The sequence below is a fragment of the Capnocytophaga sp. oral taxon 329 str. F0087 genome, assembly GCF_000213295.2.
In the GTDB taxonomy this organism is placed as follows: Bacteria; Bacteroidota; Bacteroidia; order Flavobacteriales; family Flavobacteriaceae; genus Capnocytophaga; species Capnocytophaga leadbetteri_A.
The window spans coordinates 28,647-46,572 of record NZ_KN389998.1; the positions used below are offsets into that span (position 1 = coordinate 28,647).

Below are 17,926 nucleotides of genomic sequence, written 5' to 3' on the forward strand. Positions count from 1 at the left end.
CTTATACTAATCTTTCATTACATTAGCAAATCAGCTACGCTAATTTTACCATTTTTCTCTTCTCTTCGTTGCGCTCTATCTTGTGGTTAGGACGCGTCCATTTAGGGTTTTCTCCTAACGAATGGTACTGCGAGTCAGCTGCTTCCACGGTCTGTGGTTGTGGGTGCGTTTCGAAAGGCTTTTGTATGCGCATACCCAGTACGCCAAGCATCTGCATATCCTCATTGATGTCAGGGTTAGGGGTAGTCAGTAACTTGTCGCCTGCAAAGATAGAGTTAGCCCCTGCAAAGAAACACAAGGCTTGTCCCTCTTGGCTCATTTGGGTACGTCCGGCTGATAGGCGTACTTGCGACTCTGGCATCACGATACGCGCTGTGGCTACCATACGCACCATCTCGAATATATCTACCGGCTTACAATCTTCTAAAGGAGTGCCTTCTACGGGTACTAAAGCATTGATAGGCACAGACTCTGGTTGCGGATTGAGCGTTGATAAGGCTACTAACATACCTGCTCGGTCTTCTAATGATTCGCCCATACCTATAATACCCCCACTGCATACGGTGATATTGGTTTTGCGCACGTTGTCAATCGTCTTCAAACGGTCTTCGTAGCTACGAGTAGAGATAATCTCTTTGTAGTATTCTTCAGAGGTGTCGAGGTTGTGATTGTAGGCGTACAAACCAGCTTCGGCAAGGCGTTTAGCTTGGTTTTCGGTTAGCATACCAAGGGTGCAGCACACCTCCATATCAAGTTTGTTGATAGTACGCACCATTTCGAGTACTTGCTCAAATTCTGGACCATCTTTTACATTGCGCCACGCTGCCCCCATACACACGCGCGAAGCCCCTGCCGATTTAGCACGTAGAGCTTGTGCTTTCACGTGGGTAACGCTCATCATATCGGCGTTTTCTATTTTCACCTCTGTTTCGTAGCGTGCCGACTGCGGACAATAAGCACAGTCTTCAGAGCAACCTCCTGTCTTGATAGAGAGTAGGGTAGAGACTTGCACCGAATTAGGGTCGTGGTACTTGCGGTGTACGGTCGCTGCTTCGTAGAGCAAGTCCATTAGGGGTTTGTTATAGATAGCGATAATTTCTTCTTTCGTCCAGTTGTGGCGCGCTCCGCCACAAGAGCAATTGTGTTCACACATATTTTTTTATTTTGTCTTTTCTTTAATCGTTATAATACTCTTCTACTACTTCTTTTATAATTTTCATATCTACGGTGGTATATTCACTTTTATTAAAACTATAATTCATTGAGTACTTCGTCTAAATCACGCGTTTGTAACTTTCCTTGTCTGACGGCTTTTACTTCTTTTACCCTCTCGATGAACATCTCTTTAAATTCTTTTTCTTTGGCAGAAAGTTCTTCTCTAAAAGAACTATCGAATTTAGTTTTGGTGGTATGAGCAAAACCAAGCCCTTTCGTATATTCTACGAATATCGATGCTTGCTTGGCGCTGTCGTCTGTGGTGATAGTATGCGGCATAAGGTTCAATTATTTATTAACCAAGGATAGTATTTTTTCAACTTGTTGGTCGATGGTTAGGTGGGTGTTGTCGATAACGATAGCATCATCGGCTTTCTTTAGGGGCGACTCTTTGCGTGTGGTATCGATATGGTCGCGGTGTTGTATATTGGCAAGCACTTCGGCAAAAGAGGTATTGTCGCCTTTGCTTTTCAGCTCGTTATAACGACGCTCAGCACGCACTTGTTCGCTGGCGGTCATAAATATTTTTAGTTCAGCATCGGGGAATACTACCGTCCCAATATCCCGACCGTCCATTACTACACCTTTCGCTTCGCCCATCTTGCGTTGTAGGTTTACTAAATAAGTGCGTATTTCGGGTTGTTTGGCTATCTCGCTCACCCAATTAGCTACATCTATGCTACGGATGTCGTTTTCTATATTTTTACCGTTGAGGTATAGCTCTGCGAAGCCTACTTCGGGGTTGTATACGAATTTTATTTCTGACTGTCTGAGGGCTTTCATCAGCGGTTTCACCTCGATGCCTGAGGTAGAGGCATAGCCTTTCTCGAGGGCGAGGTAGGTAACGGCGCGGTACATCGCACCTGTATCAATATACACATAGCCTAATGCTTTGGCTACTGCTTTGGCGGTAGTACTTTTCCCTGTAGAGGAATAGCCATCAATGGCGATAATGATTTTCATCAATTTTAAAATTTGAATTAATAAATTAGTGACTGTAAATCAGGGTGGTTGAATAAACCGCTCATATTCTACACGGCAAAGGTACGAATAATTTGCCAATTAGCAAATATGTCAATCAGCAAATTAGTAGCTTTTGTTATTATTTAAAATACAAAAAAGCCTCTCCGCTTGGAAGAGGCTTGTAGTTGTTCGCTTTTTAAGTGCCTGTTTTACTGCTTGTGTAAAAGGACACTGTTACCAAAATGCCGTCGCATTTCTATGGTGCAAAATTACAACATTTTTTTATTCTACCAAAGAAATTTTAGATTTATCTTTTATAATTTTCATAATTCTCTCATTATCAGAATGTCTAAGAAATAACTCTTTTAAATTATTTTGAAAATCATTAGCTCTATTAGCAGATATTTGTTGCAAAAAATAGCTTATTACTTTTATAATAGCACTCAGAGAGTTCTTTTCTTCGTCTGAAATTTTAACAACACCTTTCTTTACAACGGTTTCATAATAACTAAGGTCGTATAATACACGAGTATGCGAACAGATATTGCGAATATTACGGATAACCTTAAAATAATTATCAAATACTTTGATATTTCGTACTCTATATTTTGAAGCTATTGCTGTCTTTATTTCTTCCTCTTTTAGTGAGGTAAATAGCGTATAAAGACTTCCTAAAGTCATAAATTCAAGTGTTTTCCAAGCAGGAGCGTACTTGTCATTGGGGTATTTGCGGTGATGCTCGGCAATAACTTTATTTTTCTTTTTAATATCAGTGTAGAAATTATCTAAAGTATCTACAAATTGGTTTTTCATTATTTTTTTGTCGGCAAACCAAAACGGATTATCTTTGTAGTGGTTAGAAACAATGTGGATAATACGGGTTCGCAGATTGATTTCTATTCTACTTAGTACTTTGATGAGTAAGAAACGCAAATCAACATCTAGGTAATATAAATTGATTACTGTAGAGAAATGGGTATTATCTAAGAAAAGATGTTTTTTGAAGTCTTTTTGAAAATGATACCAATAAAAACCTAATCGGTAATAGCCTACATCTTCTAATATTTGTTCGGCTTTATCTTCATCGTCAAAAATCATTCCTCGTTTTTTAAGGAGTTTTATTTGTTCTTCAATACTTCTTGCTTTTCGCGCCATAATAATAGTTTTAGCTGTTTAGAAAGGCAAAGGTACGAATAATTTGCCAATTAGCAAATATGTCAATCAGCAAATGAGTAGCTTTTGCTATTATTTAATAATAAAAGATAAGATAAAGACAACTCTTAAAAAGAGTGCTGGATATTGAACGTAGGCGCGTCAATTATAAAATCATAATACCTCCAAAGAGTATTTAATTCTTTGGAGGTATTTTCTGCAAAAAAGCACTATAGCTCTGTAATCATAGGTATAACTATAGACTTGTGCCAGTGGTATTTTACTAATTTGCTGTTATTTCGTAGCTTCTTTCACTTCTTTTTCGAGGTCTTCTATGCGGTTCTTTAAATCATCTGATAACTTTTGAGCAGAACCTTTTAACTTTTTCAGATTGAACGAAAGTATTACAGATGAAATACCTGTGAAGATAAATGCTAAACCAGTGAATACTACTAATGAGATACCTGTAAAGATAGGATTAGCAATCAAAATGAACGAGAGGATAATACTCAATACGCTCACTATGGCTAAGTTCCCCCAATTCAGTACGCCTGCTTCTTTTTCTTCGAAGGCAAAACCAAGTAGCTGAAACGAACGGAATAGCAACGTAAAACCTACTACCAATGGTAATATAAACATTGATAGGGCAGGATACATAAGTAAAAAAATACCCATTATCAATGAAATGAGTCCGCTTACCAAATACCAACCCCAACCATTGAGATTTTTAGTATTCTGTAGAGCAAAGAAGGATTCAGTTATCCCCGATACTAAGAACGAAAGACTAAAGAGTATTGAAAGGGTAAGATAAGAAGCTTGTGGTGATATAATTACCCCTATACCACAAAGAATGAACAAAATCCCTAAAATAAGGTGAATGTACCAGTGTTTTACTGATCTTCTGATGGATTTGAAAAAATACAACATAACTTTATCATTTAAAAATTAACGACGCAAAGGTAAGGATATTTTTTTGATTAGCAAAATATTTATAAATAAGTTATTTTTCGCTTATCTTTCGCTTATCTTTCGCTCATCCTTCGCTCATCCTAAAGGGTAGGTATATCCTTTGTAAGGGGTAAGTACAAAAGAAAAAAATTCTGAATTAGTAAATTTGCTAATTGACAAATTTGCTAATTGGCAAATTATTTTATATCTTTTTTGCTCATCTCAAAAAAAATTCGTAAAATTGCACCCGCTAAGAATAGTGTCCTAAAAACACTTAAACAACTGATTATCAAGATATATACATTAACAGAAAGAACATAATATGGGTTTTTTTGATTTCTTAACTGAAGAAATAGCCATTGACTTGGGTACTGCTAACACCCTAATTATCCATAATGATAGGGTAGTAGTGGATAGTCCTTCTATTGTAGCCTTAGATAGAAGCACTAAAAAAATTATAGCTGTGGGACAAGAAGCGCGCCTTATGCAGGGGAAAACACACCCTAGCATCAGCACTATTCGTCCGCTAAAAGACGGGGTTATCGCCGATTTCGACGCTTCTGAGCAAATGATTAGTATGCTCATCAAGAGTATTCCTGCGCTTAAAAAGCGTTTCTTTTCACCTTCACTCCGTATGGTGGTGTGTATTCCTTCAGGCATTACCGAGGTAGAAACACGTGCGGTACGCGAGTCGTGTGAGCGCGTAAACGGAAAAGATATTTACTTAGTACACGAACCTATGGCAGCCGCAATAGGTATTGGGCTTGATATTATGCAGCCTAAAGGTAATATGATTATAGATATAGGAGGGGGTACTACTGAAATTGCTGTTATTGCACTTGGCGGTATCGTTTGCGATAAGTCGGTGAAGATAGCAGGGGATATTTTCAACTCTGATATAGTGCATTATATGCGTACCCAACACAACCTATATGTGGGCGAAAGTACTGCCGAAAACATCAAAATAACAGTAGGGGCAGCCATCGAAGACCTCGATTCGCCACCTGAAGATATTATGGTGCAAGGTCGCGACCTGCTAACCGGCAAACCTAAGCAGGTACAGGTATCGTACCGCGAAATGGTGAAAGCCTTAGACAAGTCGATTTTGCGTATAGAAGACGCTATTATGGAAACGCTTTCGCAAACGCCTCCTGAGCTTGCTGCCGACATTTATAACACCGGTATCTATATGGCAGGCGGTGGAGCGATGCTACGCGGTTTAGACAAGCGTATTTCGCTTAAAACCGATTTGCCTGTATATGTTGCCGAAGACCCATTGCGCGCAGTAGTTCGCGGTACGGGTATCACCCTAAAGAATATTAATAAATTTAAGAGTATATTGCTTAAATAGTGAATCAAATCATACAGTTCTTTATTCGTTCGAGGGACTTCTTACTGTTTTTGCTACTCTTTGGGCTGTCTATTAGCTTAGTATTCAAAAGTAATTACTATTCGCAGAGTGCTTATCTGCATTCGGCTAATGCTATTAGTGGCAAACTGTACGGCTTTTCTAACTATTGGGCGCAGTATTTCAACCTCAGAAGCCAAAACGAGTTGCTTAGCGAGGAAAATCGCACCCTTCGCAAAGAGTTATTGCAGCTACAGCAGCAGGTTAGTAGCTTATCTCATACCGATTCGCTTACCTTTGCTCACGCTGATACCTTGCGCTTTAAGGTGCTTACTGCCAATGTGATAAAGAATAGCTTCAGATTGCACAAAAACTATTTAACGATAGACAAAGGTAGCAATGACGGAGTGAAGCAAGATATGGGGGTAGTCTCTCCACAAGGGATTGTGGGGATAGTAGAGAATACCTCAGGGCGATTTGCTACCGTGCAGAGTGTGCTAAACACTAAATCAGCCCTTAATGCGATGATAAAACGCACCCGCCATTTCGGTTCGCTACATTGGGATGCCCAATCATTGAATAAAGTGCAGCTATTGGAAGTGCCTAATATTGCGCCTATACAATACGGCGATACTATAGTAACTGGGGGAATGTCTAACATCTTCCCTAAAGGGATACCTATTGGCAAAATAGTACATTATCAGAAAAGTCAGCACGATAATACTTACATTATCGATGTACAGCTTTTTACCGATATGTCTAACCTCGACTACGTATATATCATAGAAGATACCGACCGTACTGCCGTAAAGGCAATTGAAAAACAAGACAGCAAATGAATCACCCTATAGTAAAAAATACATTTCTCTTTGTAGTATTGGTATTGTTGCAGGTGCTTATTTTTAACAATGTAGCTTATTGGGGGTATGTAAACCCGATGATTTACATCGTTTACCTATTGGCAGCTCCTTATAGAGAGAATAGGGTACCCTATCTGCTGACAGCTTTTTTGTTGGGGCTCTGTATAGACATGTTTTCTAATACAGGTGGCTTGCACGCTGCCAGTAGTGTGTTTATAGCTTATTGGCGCTCGCCTATCTTGCACCTTGTGTTTGGCAAGAATTTTGAGTACCAAGAGTTAGACCTTTTGGCCTATCCGTTTACCAAAGTGTTTAGTTATACCACTCTGATGGTGGTGTTACACCACATATTATTCTATTTTTTAGAGATTTTCAACTTTAATCACGTACTGATTACCCTTGTAAAAATCATTTGTGCCTCAGTATTCACCATCATTGTTTGTTTGCTATACATTTATCTGTTTAGTAAAAGTAAAAAATGAGAAAATTTCTGTTGCCATTCATCATATTATTTACAACCATTGTGATAATCTTGCGCCTGTTCTTCTTGCAAGTGGTTTATCACGATGAGAATACTTCTGGTATCGACAATATCGCTATCGAAACGGTATACGACTATCCTGAGCGCGGCTATATATACGACCGCAATGGCGAATTGCTGGTCTCTAATCAGCCTGCTTATGACGTGATGGTGATACCCAGTGAGGTAAAGAACTTAGATACCCTCGAACTTTGTAGCTTATTAGAACTTTCTAAAGCTGATTTCACCGAAAAACTACAGAAAGCCAAAGATTATTCGCGCAAAAAACCATCAGTAATAGTGCATCAGCTCTCTAACACCGACTATGCAGTGCTACAAGAGAAGATGCGCAAATTCGAGGGTTTTTATATACAAAAGCGAATGCTGCGCAGCTATCTGACCCATAACGCAGGTAATGTGTTGGGCTACATCAGCGAGGTAAACGAGTGGGAACTGAAGAAGAACCCTTACTATCTGGCGGGAGAGCTTATTGGACGCAGTGGAGTAGAGAAGCAGTACGAAGAGTTTTTGCGCGGCAAAAAAGGGGTACAATACTTCCAAAAAGACAAACACAATGCGGCGATAGAGCGTTATAAAAATGGAGCGCTCGACACCTTGCCTATTATGGGGCAACCGCTACAACTGACCATAGACATTGGGCTACAGGCTTATGGCGAACTGCTGATGCAGCACAAGCACGGCGGTATAGTAGCTATCGAGCCTAAGACGGGCGAGATACTCGCTTTGGTATCGGCGCCTTCTTTTGACCCCAGTCTGTTGGTAGGGCGCGACCGCTCTAAGAACTACACGGCGCTCTATAACGACTCCATAGGCAAGCCTTTATACGACCGCACGCTATTGGCGCAGTACCCCCCAGGGTCGCCTTTTAAGGTGGTCAATGCTCTTATAGGGCTGCAAGAGGGGGTAATAACCCCTCAGAGCGTTTTCAGTTGCGGTGGGGGCTATCGCTATGGGGGGCATATAATGCGTTGCCACTGCGGGCGCGGTTCGAACGACCTGCTATACGGTATTGCCCTATCGTGCAACGCCTATTTTGCCAATACTTATAAGCGGGCTATCGATATGAAAACTTCTTCGGAAGTGGGAATGGAAAAATGGACTGCCCACGTGAAGAGTTTTGGGCTCGGTAACTTCTTAGGTTCTGATTTGCCTACAGGTACCCCTGGGAAGGTGCCCGACATCAACCTCTACAACAAACAATACGGCAAAGGGCGGTGGAATGGCACTTCTAACATTTCTAACGCTATTGGGCAGGGCGAGATACTCACCACCCCTATACAGCTTGCCAATGTAATGGCAGCCATAGCTAATAAGGGCTATTACTACACTCCTCACATTGTGAAGAAGATAGACAATAAGGTAACTCCTTTTAAGGAATATACGGTGCCCAAACATACTACCATCGACCCTAAACATTTCGACCCTATCATCAGAGGAATGAATATGGCGTACTTAGCTGGTACCGCACGACGTACCCAGATAGATGGCATAAATATTGCGGCTAAAACAGGGACGGCGGAGAACTTTATCAGGGTAAATGGCAAGCGTATGCAGCTAACCGACCACTCTATATTTGTAGCTTTGGCGCCTGTAGAAGACCCTAAGATAGCCATAGCGGTTTTTGTTGAAAATGGTTATTACGGAGCGCGTGTAGCAGGACCTATTGCCTCGCTAATGATAGAGAAATACCTAAAAGGAGAGGTATATCGCTGCGATTTTGAGCGACAAATGCTCGAAAAGAGTCTCGAACACGAATACCTAAAGCCTTATCTGGGGCAGAAGTTTTATATCAACCAGTAAAAAGAGTAATAATGAAAAAAATAATCTTAGCCTCAGGCTCACCGCGGCGTCAGCAATTCCTAAGAGAATTAGATATACCCTATGAGGTAGTGCTCAAACCGGTAGAAGAGACCTATCCCGCTCATTTGCAGCGCGAGCAAATCACTGATTATTTGGCAGAGCTAAAGGCCACGCCTTTTGAAGGCGAAATACCTCCTAACTGTGTGCTGCTGACCTCAGATACCCTTGTGTGGCATGAGGGCAAAGCTCTTGGCAAACCCAAAGATGCTGCCGATGCCTTTGCGATGTTGCGTTCGCTCTCAGGTAAGACCCACGAGGTGATTACCTCGGTGTGTTTTACTACCAATGACGCTCAGGGTACGCATCACTGCGTTACAAAAGTAACTTTTAGAGAGCTTACCGATAAGGAGATAACGCACTATATTGAAAAATATAAGCCTTTTGACAAAGCAGGCGCTTACGGCATACAAGAATGGATTGGACATATAGGGGTAACCTCTATTGAGGGCTCTTATAACAACGTAATGGGACTGCCTACGCACCTGATTTGCCAATTTGTCAATTAGCAAATTCATAAATTAGTAAATAGAAAAATATGAAAAAGCTCCTTTTAATATTTTTATTTCCTTGGGCGATGCTCTCACAGGAGGTGTTAGTGGAGAAAACGCCCCCTGATTATATAAAAACGATTATCTTTAAAGCCGATGGCAATGATAAGAACCAATTTCCTATTGTGCGCCGCAATGAGTCGTTTAGCCTACAGTTTGACGACCTCGGAGGGAATGAGGAGACTTACTACTATAAAATTACCCATTGCAATGCCGATTGGTCGGTTTCTTCTCTGATGAAAAGCGAATACCTAAAAGGGATTGACAATCAGCCGATACAGCCTGAGAGCAACTCTTATGGCACTCTACAGAGCTATTCGCACTACCGACTTACTTTCCCTAATGAACTTACCCAACTGACCCTCAGTGGCAACTACATACTCTCTATAACCGACAGCTATGGCACTGAACTCTTTTCGCGTCGGTTTGTGGTCTATACTCCTCAGGTAAACGTGCCGGCTGAGGTAAAGCGCGCTCGTGACCTAAAATACTACGATACGCAGCAGATGGTACAGTTCACCATCAATCAGAAAGATTTCAGACTCGATAATCCGCAAGTAGCCGTAAAGGTGGCTGTGCTGCAAAATTACCGTTGGGATACCGCTATCACGGGGCTTAAACCGCAATATATCATCGGCAATGAGCTGGTATATCGCTACGACCGTGAGACGGCTTTCTGGGCAGGTAATGAGTATTTCTACTTCGACAGCAAAGATATACGCGTAGCAGCTTCAGGTATTGCGCGTTTTACTCGCGATCGCCTTGTAGGCAGTTATCTTTTTACTAATGTCAGTCGCGCTAATAGTGTCTATACTTATTACCCCGACATCAATGGCGACTTCCTTATCACTACTGTCAATGGGGCTAACCCTGCCAACGAAGCTGACTATACCCAAGTGCATTTTGCCTTAGAAGGCAAATCGACTTTTTGGGGCAAAGAGGTGTATGTATATGGCAAGTTTAGCAACTATGAGCTTCGAGACGAATACAAACTTACCTATGATGAAAAAGACGGTCTTTTCAAAGGGGAAGTACTGCTCAAACAGGGTTTTTACAACTATAAGTTCGCTACCAAAGAGGGGCGCACTATAGACTTCAATGAGATAGGGGGTAACTTCTATCAAACCGAAAATACGTATATCATATTAGTATATTATCGCGCTCCTGGTGCTCTCTATGATGAAGTAGTAGGGGTGGGAGCTACTAAATAATTGTTAATCAGATGACGCCACTTGCAGAACGTATGCGTCCCACTACGCTTGAAGACTATGTGGGACAAGAACATTTGGTAGGCACGCAGGGTGCTTTGAGCCAACAGATAGCGCGTGGCTTCTTGCCCTCGCTTATCTTCTGGGGGCCTCCTGGTACTGGCAAAACGACTTTGGCAAACATCATTGCTCATCAGAGTAATCGCGCTTTCTATACCCTCAGTGCTATTAGTTCGGGCATTAAAGAGGTGCGCGAGGTCATTGAGCAAAGCAAACAAAGCGGGGGACTCTTCACCACTCAAAACCCTATTGTTTTTATAGACGAAATTCACCGTTTCAATAAAACGCAACAAGACTCACTACTACAGGCGGTAGAAAAAGGCTGGATAACCCTTATTGGGGCTACTACCGAAAACCCCAGTTTTGAGGTGATTCCTGCGCTGCTATCGCGTTGCCAAGTGTACATACTCAATGCTTTTGAGCGCAAGGATTTAGAGCAATTACTACAAAACGCTATCGCTAAAGATAGCGTGCTAAAGACTAAAGATATACAGCTAAAAGAAACTGAAGCGCTGCTAAAACTATCGGGTGGTGACGGGCGCAAGTTGCTCAATACTTTTGAGCTTATTGTGAATGCTACCCCCGAAGGACAGTCCGTAGTAATAACTAACGATAGTGTGCTACACCTCGTGCAGAAGAACACGGTGCTATACGACAAAACGGGCGAGCAGCATTATGATATTATTTCGGCGTTTATCAAGTCGATACGAGGTAGCGACCCTAATGGGGCGGTCTATTGGTTAGCGCGAATGATAGAAGGGGGCGAAGATGTGAAGTTCATCGCGCGCCGTATGCTCATTTTGGCTTCTGAAGATATAGGTAATGCCAATCCTACGGCTATGATTTTGGCTAACAATACCTTTCAGGCAGTTACCACCATCGGCTATCCTGAAGCCCGCATTATACTGAGTCAGTGTGCTATTTATTTGGCGTCATCGGCTAAGAGCAACGCTTCGTACAAGGCTATCAACAAGGCACAACAGGTGGTAAAACAAACAGGCGACCTATCAGTGCCTATACACCTACGCAATGCCCCTACTAAGCTGATGAAAGAGCTGGGGTATGGCAAAGACTATCAATACGCCCACGACTACGAGGGCAATTTCGCTTTTCAGGATTACCTACCTGACGAATTGCAAGGAGAGACTTTCTACGAGCCCTCTGATAACCCTCGCGAAAATGCCCTAAGAGAGTATCTGAAAAAACATTGGGGCAACCGATATGGCTATTAAATTTAATACCTAACGACTAAAAATGAAATTCTCTATAGTTTCCGATTTTGCCCCTATGGGCGACCAGCCCCAAGCGATACAACAGCTTGTAGAGGGTATTGAAAAAGACGATAAATACCAAGTGCTATTGGGCGTTACAGGCTCGGGCAAGACTTTTACTATCGCTAATGTGGTAGAGAAGATACAACGCCCTACCCTTGTATTAGCTCATAATAAAACTCTTGCTGCCCAACTTTACTCCGAATTTAAGGCTTTTTTCCCCAATAATGCGGTGGAATACTTCGTGTCGTACTACGATTACTACCAGCCCGAAGCCTATATTCCTACCACAGGTACTTATATCGAAAAAGACCTCTCTATCAATGATGAAATAGAAAAGCTGCGCCTCAGTACTACCTCTGCCTTACTATCGGGCAGGCGTGATGTGCTGGTGGTCGCCTCAGTGTCGTGTTTGTATGGTATCGGTAACCCTGTGGAATTTCAGAAGAACGTTATCACTATCAAGCGGGGCGATATATTGCCACGCACTAAGCTGATGCACCGCCTTGTGCAGAGCCTCTATGCCCGTACTACGGCTGACTTTAGGCACGGTAATTTCCGTATCAAAGGTGATGTGTTAGACGTTTTCCCAGGGTATGACGATAACGCCTTCCGCATTCACTTCTTTGGTGATGAAATTGAAGAAATAGAACAATTCGACCCCACTACCAATCATATATTAGACCACTACGAGAGCCTCAATATCTACCCTGCTAATATGTTCGTTACCTCGCCGGATATACTTCAGAAGGCGATATGGAACATTCAGCAAGACCTGATGAAACAAGTAGAGTTTTTTGAAGCATCGGGTAAAGCTTTGGAAGCGAAACGGCTGAAAGAGCGCACAGAGTTTGACCTCGAGATGATACGCGAATTGGGCTATTGCTCTGGTATTGAGAACTACTCGCGCTACTTAGACGGTCGCGAAGCAGGTACGCGTCCGTTCTGTCTTATCGACTATTTCCCTGATGATTTCTTGATGGTAATAGACGAAAGCCACGTTACGATGCCCCAAGTACACGCTATGTATGGGGGCGATCGCAGTAGGAAGGAAAACTTGGTAGAATACGGCTTTAGGTTGCCGGCAGCTATGGATAACCGTCCGCTGAAGTTTGAAGAGTTTGAAGCCCTCCAAAACCAAGTGATATACGTGAGTGCCACCCCTGCTGACTACGAGCTACAGAAAGCGCAAGGGGTGTATGTAGAGCAGGTGATACGCCCTACAGGGCTGCTCGACCCCGAGATAGAAGTCCGCCCAAGCCAAAATCAGATAGATGACCTTGTGGAAGAAATACAAGTACGCGTAGAGAAAGACGAGCGCATACTCGTAACGACCCTTACCAAGCGTATGGCTGAGGAACTCACCAAATACCTTACTCGTATAGGGGTGCGTTGCCGTTATATACACAGCGATGTCGATACTTTGGAGCGGGTAGAGATTATGCAAGACCTCCGCAAAGGGCTTTTTGATGTACTCATAGGAGTAAACCTCCTCCGCGAGGGCTTGGACTTGCCCGAAGTGTCGCTTGTGGCTATTCTCGATGCCGATAAAGAGGGTTTTTTACGCTCTACGCGTTCGCTTACCCAAACGGTAGGACGGGCGGCGCGCAACGTAAATGGCAAGGCTATAATGTATGCCGACAAGATAACCGACAGTATGCAGCGCACCATTGACGACACTAACTATCGCCGTGAAAAGCAAATGAACTACAACAAAGCACACGGCATTACCCCACAACCGCTACAAAAGAAGATAGAGAACAGCCTTAGCAAGAGTCCGATTACCGAGTTTCATTATGACCCTTCGTTTGCTCACAGGCAAGCGGCAGAAGCTCAGGCAGTATATATGACAGCCAAAGAGATAGAGAAGAAAATTAAGGAGACCCGCAAACTTATGGAGGCCGCCGCTAAAGACCTCGATTTTCTGAAAGCTGCCCAATACCGCGATGAAATTGCCCGACTAAATGAATTGCTGAAGCAATAGAAAGCGCTTCGTAGGAGGTAGCCCTTGAGTAATAAAACCTCCCCCTTGCCCCCTCCAAAGGGGGAATAGGTACTTACGACTTTTAGTGTTTAGTTATAAGGTTTAAGGTATCACAAACCTTATATAAACTTGCGTTAATAGATAAAAAAGCACCGCTTAGATAGCTAAGCGGTGCTTTTTTTGTTAAAGTTTTCTAATCTTTTAGAGAAACTTCTTATCTTTGCAACGTTATTGAAAGTCAATAATGCCTATGCAAAGAGGGCAAGTTCTTTGAAATTATTTTAAGAGATGAACTTAGTAATCCAAATTAAGTTTAAATCCTTTGAAATGCTTATTAGCTTTTCACTAAAGAAAATGCTAAGAAAGTTATTTTAGGGGTTAGGCAGGGGGTTGCAGCCCTCTGCCTACATCTCTTAAAAAGATTTTACAAGTGCAAAGATACTACTTTTTCTGAAATAAACAACTGTCTATTGTAATTTCATCTAACTGAATCTTTCAATTAGGCTTTCTACTATTCCATAATTTAGCTTCTTCCCTAAACTATAAAGATGTTCTTTGATAGCTCTTCGCTCGGAAAACTTCTGCTTCTCAGTCCGTTTTAGCGCTATAAGCCATTGCTGTATTTCTTCATAATGTTGCGTCTTCCAATGCGGTTGTCGTTTCGATTCTAAAAGCGGAATTCTCTCATCGAAAAGGTGCATCATCTCTACAGTCTGTGCGGCAAAATTAGTGTCGCGTTCATATACAAAGTTCTTCGACTGATGCTCTACTGGGTCTTCCGTTGAGAAAAGTTTCTCGCTATAAGTACTGTAAATCTCTATTGCAAAATCTATTTTTCCCATCCATATAAGGGCATTGCAGAGCTTAGATACTAATATGTCGGGCGTCTGGAAATACTCGCCAAAAACGTATAACGGCTCAGTATGTGAGTTGCGGATTAGGGCGGCTTCGGCTACCCTAGTAGCCTCTTGCTCATTGCCTTGCAGATATGCTTGTGCTACCTTAGCAATAGTATAGCGCGTTTCGGGATAATGAAAGAAACTGTCGGGGTAGTCTCGATATATCGAATCTATGTGTTTATCGGCGTTTTTGACGTATTTTTCTACTTCAGTAAGCACTTGCTTTCTTCCTCCGTTTGCGGCGCAAAACGCCCCATATGCAAGGAAAGAGTTCTGACAAACGCGTAAGTGCTTTAAAGGCTCCGTAGCTAAGTAGGCTTCGATAAGCTGGACATAGCTGCGCTGTGCCATTTGGTCGTAGTAAGGGAACCACGGGTAGAGCGATTGGGTGATAACGGGGTAGGCTTTATAACGCTCTAAAAAAGTATAGGCATAAGGTAGGTCTTTGATGATAAGCTCGGCATACGCCTCGTGGGTGTCGCGCAGCTTGGGGTCGAAGAAAGTAGCCCCAGAGTAAGCAACGGTATCGTAGAAAGCGTTGATAAGCTCGTGAACATTCACCTTAGGGGTATCGGGTTGGACACAAAAACTCTCCCAGTCAGCAAAACCTATGTACTGACAAATTAGGTTGAGGCTTGCGGCGCTCAGCTGTTTGTCCTTATCGATTTTGCCATAAAAGCGGCGTAGTGTTTGGGTAGAAAGGTGTATTTTTTCGGCTAATAGTTCAAAATCGAACATAGAGGTAACGGTGCGCCCAAAAGTGCGATTTACTTCTGTTTGTAGTCGTATAATATGCTCTTGGTAATTCATTTTGATAGGATATTTTTCTGATTTTTATATGATGATTAGATGTTCATCTTTTGCTTATCCTTCGCTCAACCTTCGCTCATCCTATAGTGTTCTTATATCTAATGTAAAGGGAAGGGGTAAAAGAAAAAATTTCTGGGCAGCAAAAATATAATAAAAACTTTATTTGTACAAATTTGGACAAAACTTTTACACTTCAATTGGAAAATATTGGACTTTTATATTTTTTGGGGAGGGTGTAGATTTGCGGCTGAAAATTAATAAGGGGGGGACAAGTGGGACAGGTGAGACGAGTGAGACAGGTGAGACGAGTGGGACAGGTGAGACTAGTGGGACTAGTGGGACAAGTAGGACGAGTAGGACAAGTGAGACGAGTGAGACGAGTGGGACAGGTGGGACGGGGAGAGAATTTTGAATTATGAATTTTGAATTGGGCACAAGCTGCAAGCTTGCGCCAGCGGGGGAAATTTAAGTTTGTAAAGGATTACATTTTTTATTTTTGCAGGCAGGTATAGATTTGTACTGAAATTTTTTAGTTTAAAGTATATAAAAGTAAAACGTTTATTATGCTGAAAAACTGAGAGTTATACGATATGTTATATTTAGAATAAAAATAAATTTACTAAAAAATAGTAACTAAAGAGTGTTTTTGTATGATATATAGTAAAAACAATAAATTGGTTGAATATTTAAAACATAGCAAAAAATGAAAACAATTGTACTTATTTCGTGTGTTTCTCAGAAAGAAAATACAGCGGTAGTAGCAGAAGGGATGTATAAAAGCCCTTTATTTAGAAAAAGTTTGGCATATGCTAAAAAATTAGTAACTGATGATGCTATCTATATACTTTCGGCTAAGCATCATTTATTGCCTCTTGATAAAGTGATAGATCCTTACAATGAAACGCTTAATAGAATGCGTAAGGAAGATAGAACAGCTTGGGGAGCAAAGGTTATAGAGCAATTAAGAGAGGTTGCTGATCTTCAGGAAGATAAATTTATTATCTTGGCAGGTGAAAAATATATAGAACCTATTAAGGATTGTTTGACAAATATTGAACTTCCTTTAAAAGGGATGAGGATAGGTCAACGACTACAATATTTAACATTTGAAAATCATAATTTAAATAGTATGCAGAAATCATTAACATTGAGATTACACGAGTTATTTAACTCGCTTGAACGTTTTAGTTATCCTTTTGAAGCGGAAAAACAACAAATTCCAGCTAATGGCATTTATGTAATGTTTGAGGAAGGAGAAACTTTTGAAGGTTTAGATCGTATAGTGAGAGTAGGAACTCACAATGGTGACAACAACCTATTCAAACGCTTAGAAGAACATTATGTAAACGAAAACAAAAACCGTAGCATTTTTCTCCAAAGAGTGGGTGATGCTTTACTAAATAAGGAAAATAATCCTTATTTTGAAGTTTGGAATGTAAATGCCACTGCAAAAGAAGCGCAGGAAAGAGTGGCAGGGAAAGTAGATTCTGTACTTGAAGCACAAATAACTGAGGAAGCTGTAGCTCACATTAGAGAAAAAATAACTTTTGTGGTTTTTGCAGTAGAAGAGGAAAAAGATCGTAAAAAATGGGAGAAAAAACTCATTGGAACTCTTTCTAATGCAGCCAAAGCAGGTGAAATAAAAGTATCTGACGGGTGGTTAGGTAATTTTTCTACTGAACCAAAGGTTAAGGAAAGTGGTCTTTGGCAAACACAGGGATTATATAGTGAAAGCCTTACAGAAGAAGAGTTTGCAGCACTTCAAAAAATAGTGTAATACATTTATTACAAAGAACATAAAAGGGAGAGGATAAAAGCACTTTTTCCTCTCCCTAATCTTAGCAAACAAACAATTGTAAAAGTACTATATCTTTTAAAATTAAAAGTAATAGACCTATAAAAAGTATTCTGAGTTTCCATTTTTTGTTGAAAAGATATCAAATAGAAGAATGGTATACTGGAACAGCTTTATAGTGAGAGTTGAATAGAAATAGTAATTAGAAAAATTTGTTAAACGTAAAAAATAATAAAAATGGCATCATTAATTGCAAATATAAAAGGTGCAAAAAATGTACCAGTAATCGAAAGACTTAAGAATGAATCCCCAGATTTTAATTGTGTAAGTGGAGGTTATACTCAAGTTTTTAATGGTGTAGAGGAGGAGATGAAAAAAAGTTTAAGTAACTTTATAATGGATATTTGCGACTTACTGAAAAAAAGTATAGAGATTGCAGACCAATATAACGAACCTGATATTTT

The 17,926-nt window shown here is 41.1% G+C and carries 17 protein-coding genes; 11 read left to right on the plus strand and 6 right to left on the minus strand.

The annotated features are described in order from the left end of the window. Positions 1 to 34: 34 nt before the first annotated feature. From bioB to HMPREF9074_RS05055, 5 genes are all read right to left on the minus strand, one after another. The gene (gene bioB / locus HMPREF9074_RS05035; protein WP_009392439.1) at positions 35 to 1,153 is read right to left on the minus strand and encodes a biotin synthase BioB; all 1,119 of its coding nucleotides are present in this window, start codon (positions 1,151 to 1,153) and stop codon (positions 35 to 37) included. 98 nt (positions 1,154 to 1,251) lie between these two features. Continuing rightward, positions 1,252 to 1,494, minus strand: a complete 243-nt coding sequence (locus HMPREF9074_RS05040) for a hypothetical protein (protein ID WP_009392440.1) — start codon at positions 1,492 to 1,494, stop codon at positions 1,252 to 1,254. 9 nt (positions 1,495 to 1,503) lie between these two features. Then, positions 1,504 to 2,178: a (d)CMP kinase gene (gene cmk, locus HMPREF9074_RS05045; protein WP_009392441.1), complete on the minus strand. Its 675-nt coding sequence runs from the start codon at positions 2,176 to 2,178 to the stop codon at positions 1,504 to 1,506. A 282-nt stretch (positions 2,179 to 2,460) separates the two neighbouring features. Continuing rightward, a complete protein-coding gene (locus HMPREF9074_RS05050) occupies positions 2,461 to 3,333 on the minus strand; it encodes an Abi family protein (protein ID WP_009392443.1) in 873 nt (290 codons plus the stop codon). Positions 3,334 to 3,624: 291 nt separating this feature from the next. Next, on the minus strand, positions 3,625 to 4,257 hold the full coding sequence (locus HMPREF9074_RS05055) for an HdeD family acid-resistance protein (RefSeq protein ID WP_009392446.1): 633 nt from the start codon (positions 4,255 to 4,257) through the stop codon (positions 3,625 to 3,627). Positions 4,258 to 4,600: 343 nt separating this feature from the next. Between HMPREF9074_RS05055 and HMPREF9074_RS05060 the strand changes: the two genes are divergently transcribed. Genes HMPREF9074_RS05060 through uvrB form a run of 8 tightly spaced genes read left to right on the plus strand, consistent with a single transcriptional unit; the run spans position 4,601 to position 13,958 of the window. Continuing rightward, on the plus strand, positions 4,601 to 5,629 hold the full coding sequence (locus HMPREF9074_RS05060) for a rod shape-determining protein (protein ID WP_009392450.1): 1,029 nt from the start codon (positions 4,601 to 4,603) through the stop codon (positions 5,627 to 5,629). Next, a complete protein-coding gene (gene mreC, locus HMPREF9074_RS05065; protein ID WP_009392452.1) occupies positions 5,629 to 6,465 on the plus strand; it encodes a rod shape-determining protein MreC in 837 nt (278 codons plus the stop codon). The genes HMPREF9074_RS05060 and mreC overlap by 1 nt, the downstream gene beginning before the upstream one ends. Continuing rightward, positions 6,462 to 6,968 (plus strand): hypothetical protein, encoded by a 507-nt coding sequence (locus HMPREF9074_RS05070; RefSeq protein ID WP_009392453.1) that lies wholly within the window; start codon positions 6,462 to 6,464, stop codon positions 6,966 to 6,968. Before mreC ends, HMPREF9074_RS05070 begins: the two co-directional genes overlap by 4 nt. Next, positions 6,965 to 8,827 carry a penicillin-binding protein 2 gene (gene mrdA / locus HMPREF9074_RS05075; protein ID WP_009392454.1) on the plus strand — a complete coding sequence of 621 codons (1,863 nt, stop codon included), beginning with the start codon at positions 6,965 to 6,967 and terminating at the stop codon, positions 8,825 to 8,827. The genes HMPREF9074_RS05070 and mrdA overlap by 4 nt, the downstream gene beginning before the upstream one ends. A gap of 11 nt (positions 8,828 to 8,838) precedes the next feature. Then, positions 8,839 to 9,393: a Maf-like protein gene (locus HMPREF9074_RS05080; RefSeq protein ID WP_009392455.1), complete on the plus strand. Its 555-nt coding sequence runs from the start codon at positions 8,839 to 8,841 to the stop codon at positions 9,391 to 9,393. A gap of 29 nt (positions 9,394 to 9,422) precedes the next feature. Then, a complete protein-coding gene (locus HMPREF9074_RS05085) occupies positions 9,423 to 10,646 on the plus strand; it encodes a type IX secretion system plug protein (RefSeq protein WP_009392456.1) in 1,224 nt (407 codons plus the stop codon). A gap of 11 nt (positions 10,647 to 10,657) precedes the next feature. Beyond that, positions 10,658 to 11,935 carry a replication-associated recombination protein A gene (locus HMPREF9074_RS05090; RefSeq protein WP_009392457.1) on the plus strand — a complete coding sequence of 426 codons (1,278 nt, stop codon included), beginning with the start codon at positions 10,658 to 10,660 and terminating at the stop codon, positions 11,933 to 11,935. A gap of 22 nt (positions 11,936 to 11,957) precedes the next feature. Next, the gene (uvrB, locus tag HMPREF9074_RS05095) at positions 11,958 to 13,958 is read left to right on the plus strand and encodes an excinuclease ABC subunit UvrB (RefSeq protein WP_009392458.1); all 2,001 of its coding nucleotides are present in this window, start codon (positions 11,958 to 11,960) and stop codon (positions 13,956 to 13,958) included. Between the two features lie 482 nt (positions 13,959 to 14,440). Here uvrB and HMPREF9074_RS05100 read toward each other — a convergent pair whose 3' ends face one another. Beyond that, positions 14,441 to 15,667, minus strand: a complete 1,227-nt coding sequence (locus HMPREF9074_RS05100) for a hypothetical protein (protein ID WP_009392460.1) — start codon at positions 15,665 to 15,667, stop codon at positions 14,441 to 14,443. Positions 15,668 to 15,830: 163 nt separating this feature from the next. Here HMPREF9074_RS05100 and HMPREF9074_RS12080 point away from each other — a divergent pair, with 163 nt between their 5' ends. From HMPREF9074_RS12080 to HMPREF9074_RS05120, 3 genes are all read left to right on the plus strand, one after another. Further along, a complete protein-coding gene (locus HMPREF9074_RS12080; RefSeq protein ID WP_009392463.1) occupies positions 15,831 to 16,079 on the plus strand; it encodes a hypothetical protein in 249 nt (82 codons plus the stop codon). A 291-nt stretch (positions 16,080 to 16,370) separates the two neighbouring features. Then, positions 16,371 to 17,444 carry a DUF6884 domain-containing protein gene (locus HMPREF9074_RS11760; RefSeq protein ID WP_009392464.1) on the plus strand — a complete coding sequence of 358 codons (1,074 nt, stop codon included), beginning with the start codon at positions 16,371 to 16,373 and terminating at the stop codon, positions 17,442 to 17,444. 255 nt (positions 17,445 to 17,699) lie between these two features. Continuing rightward, positions 17,700 to 17,926: hypothetical protein (locus tag HMPREF9074_RS05120; RefSeq protein ID WP_034539886.1), on the plus strand; the 227-nt coding region annotated here is incomplete at its 3' end.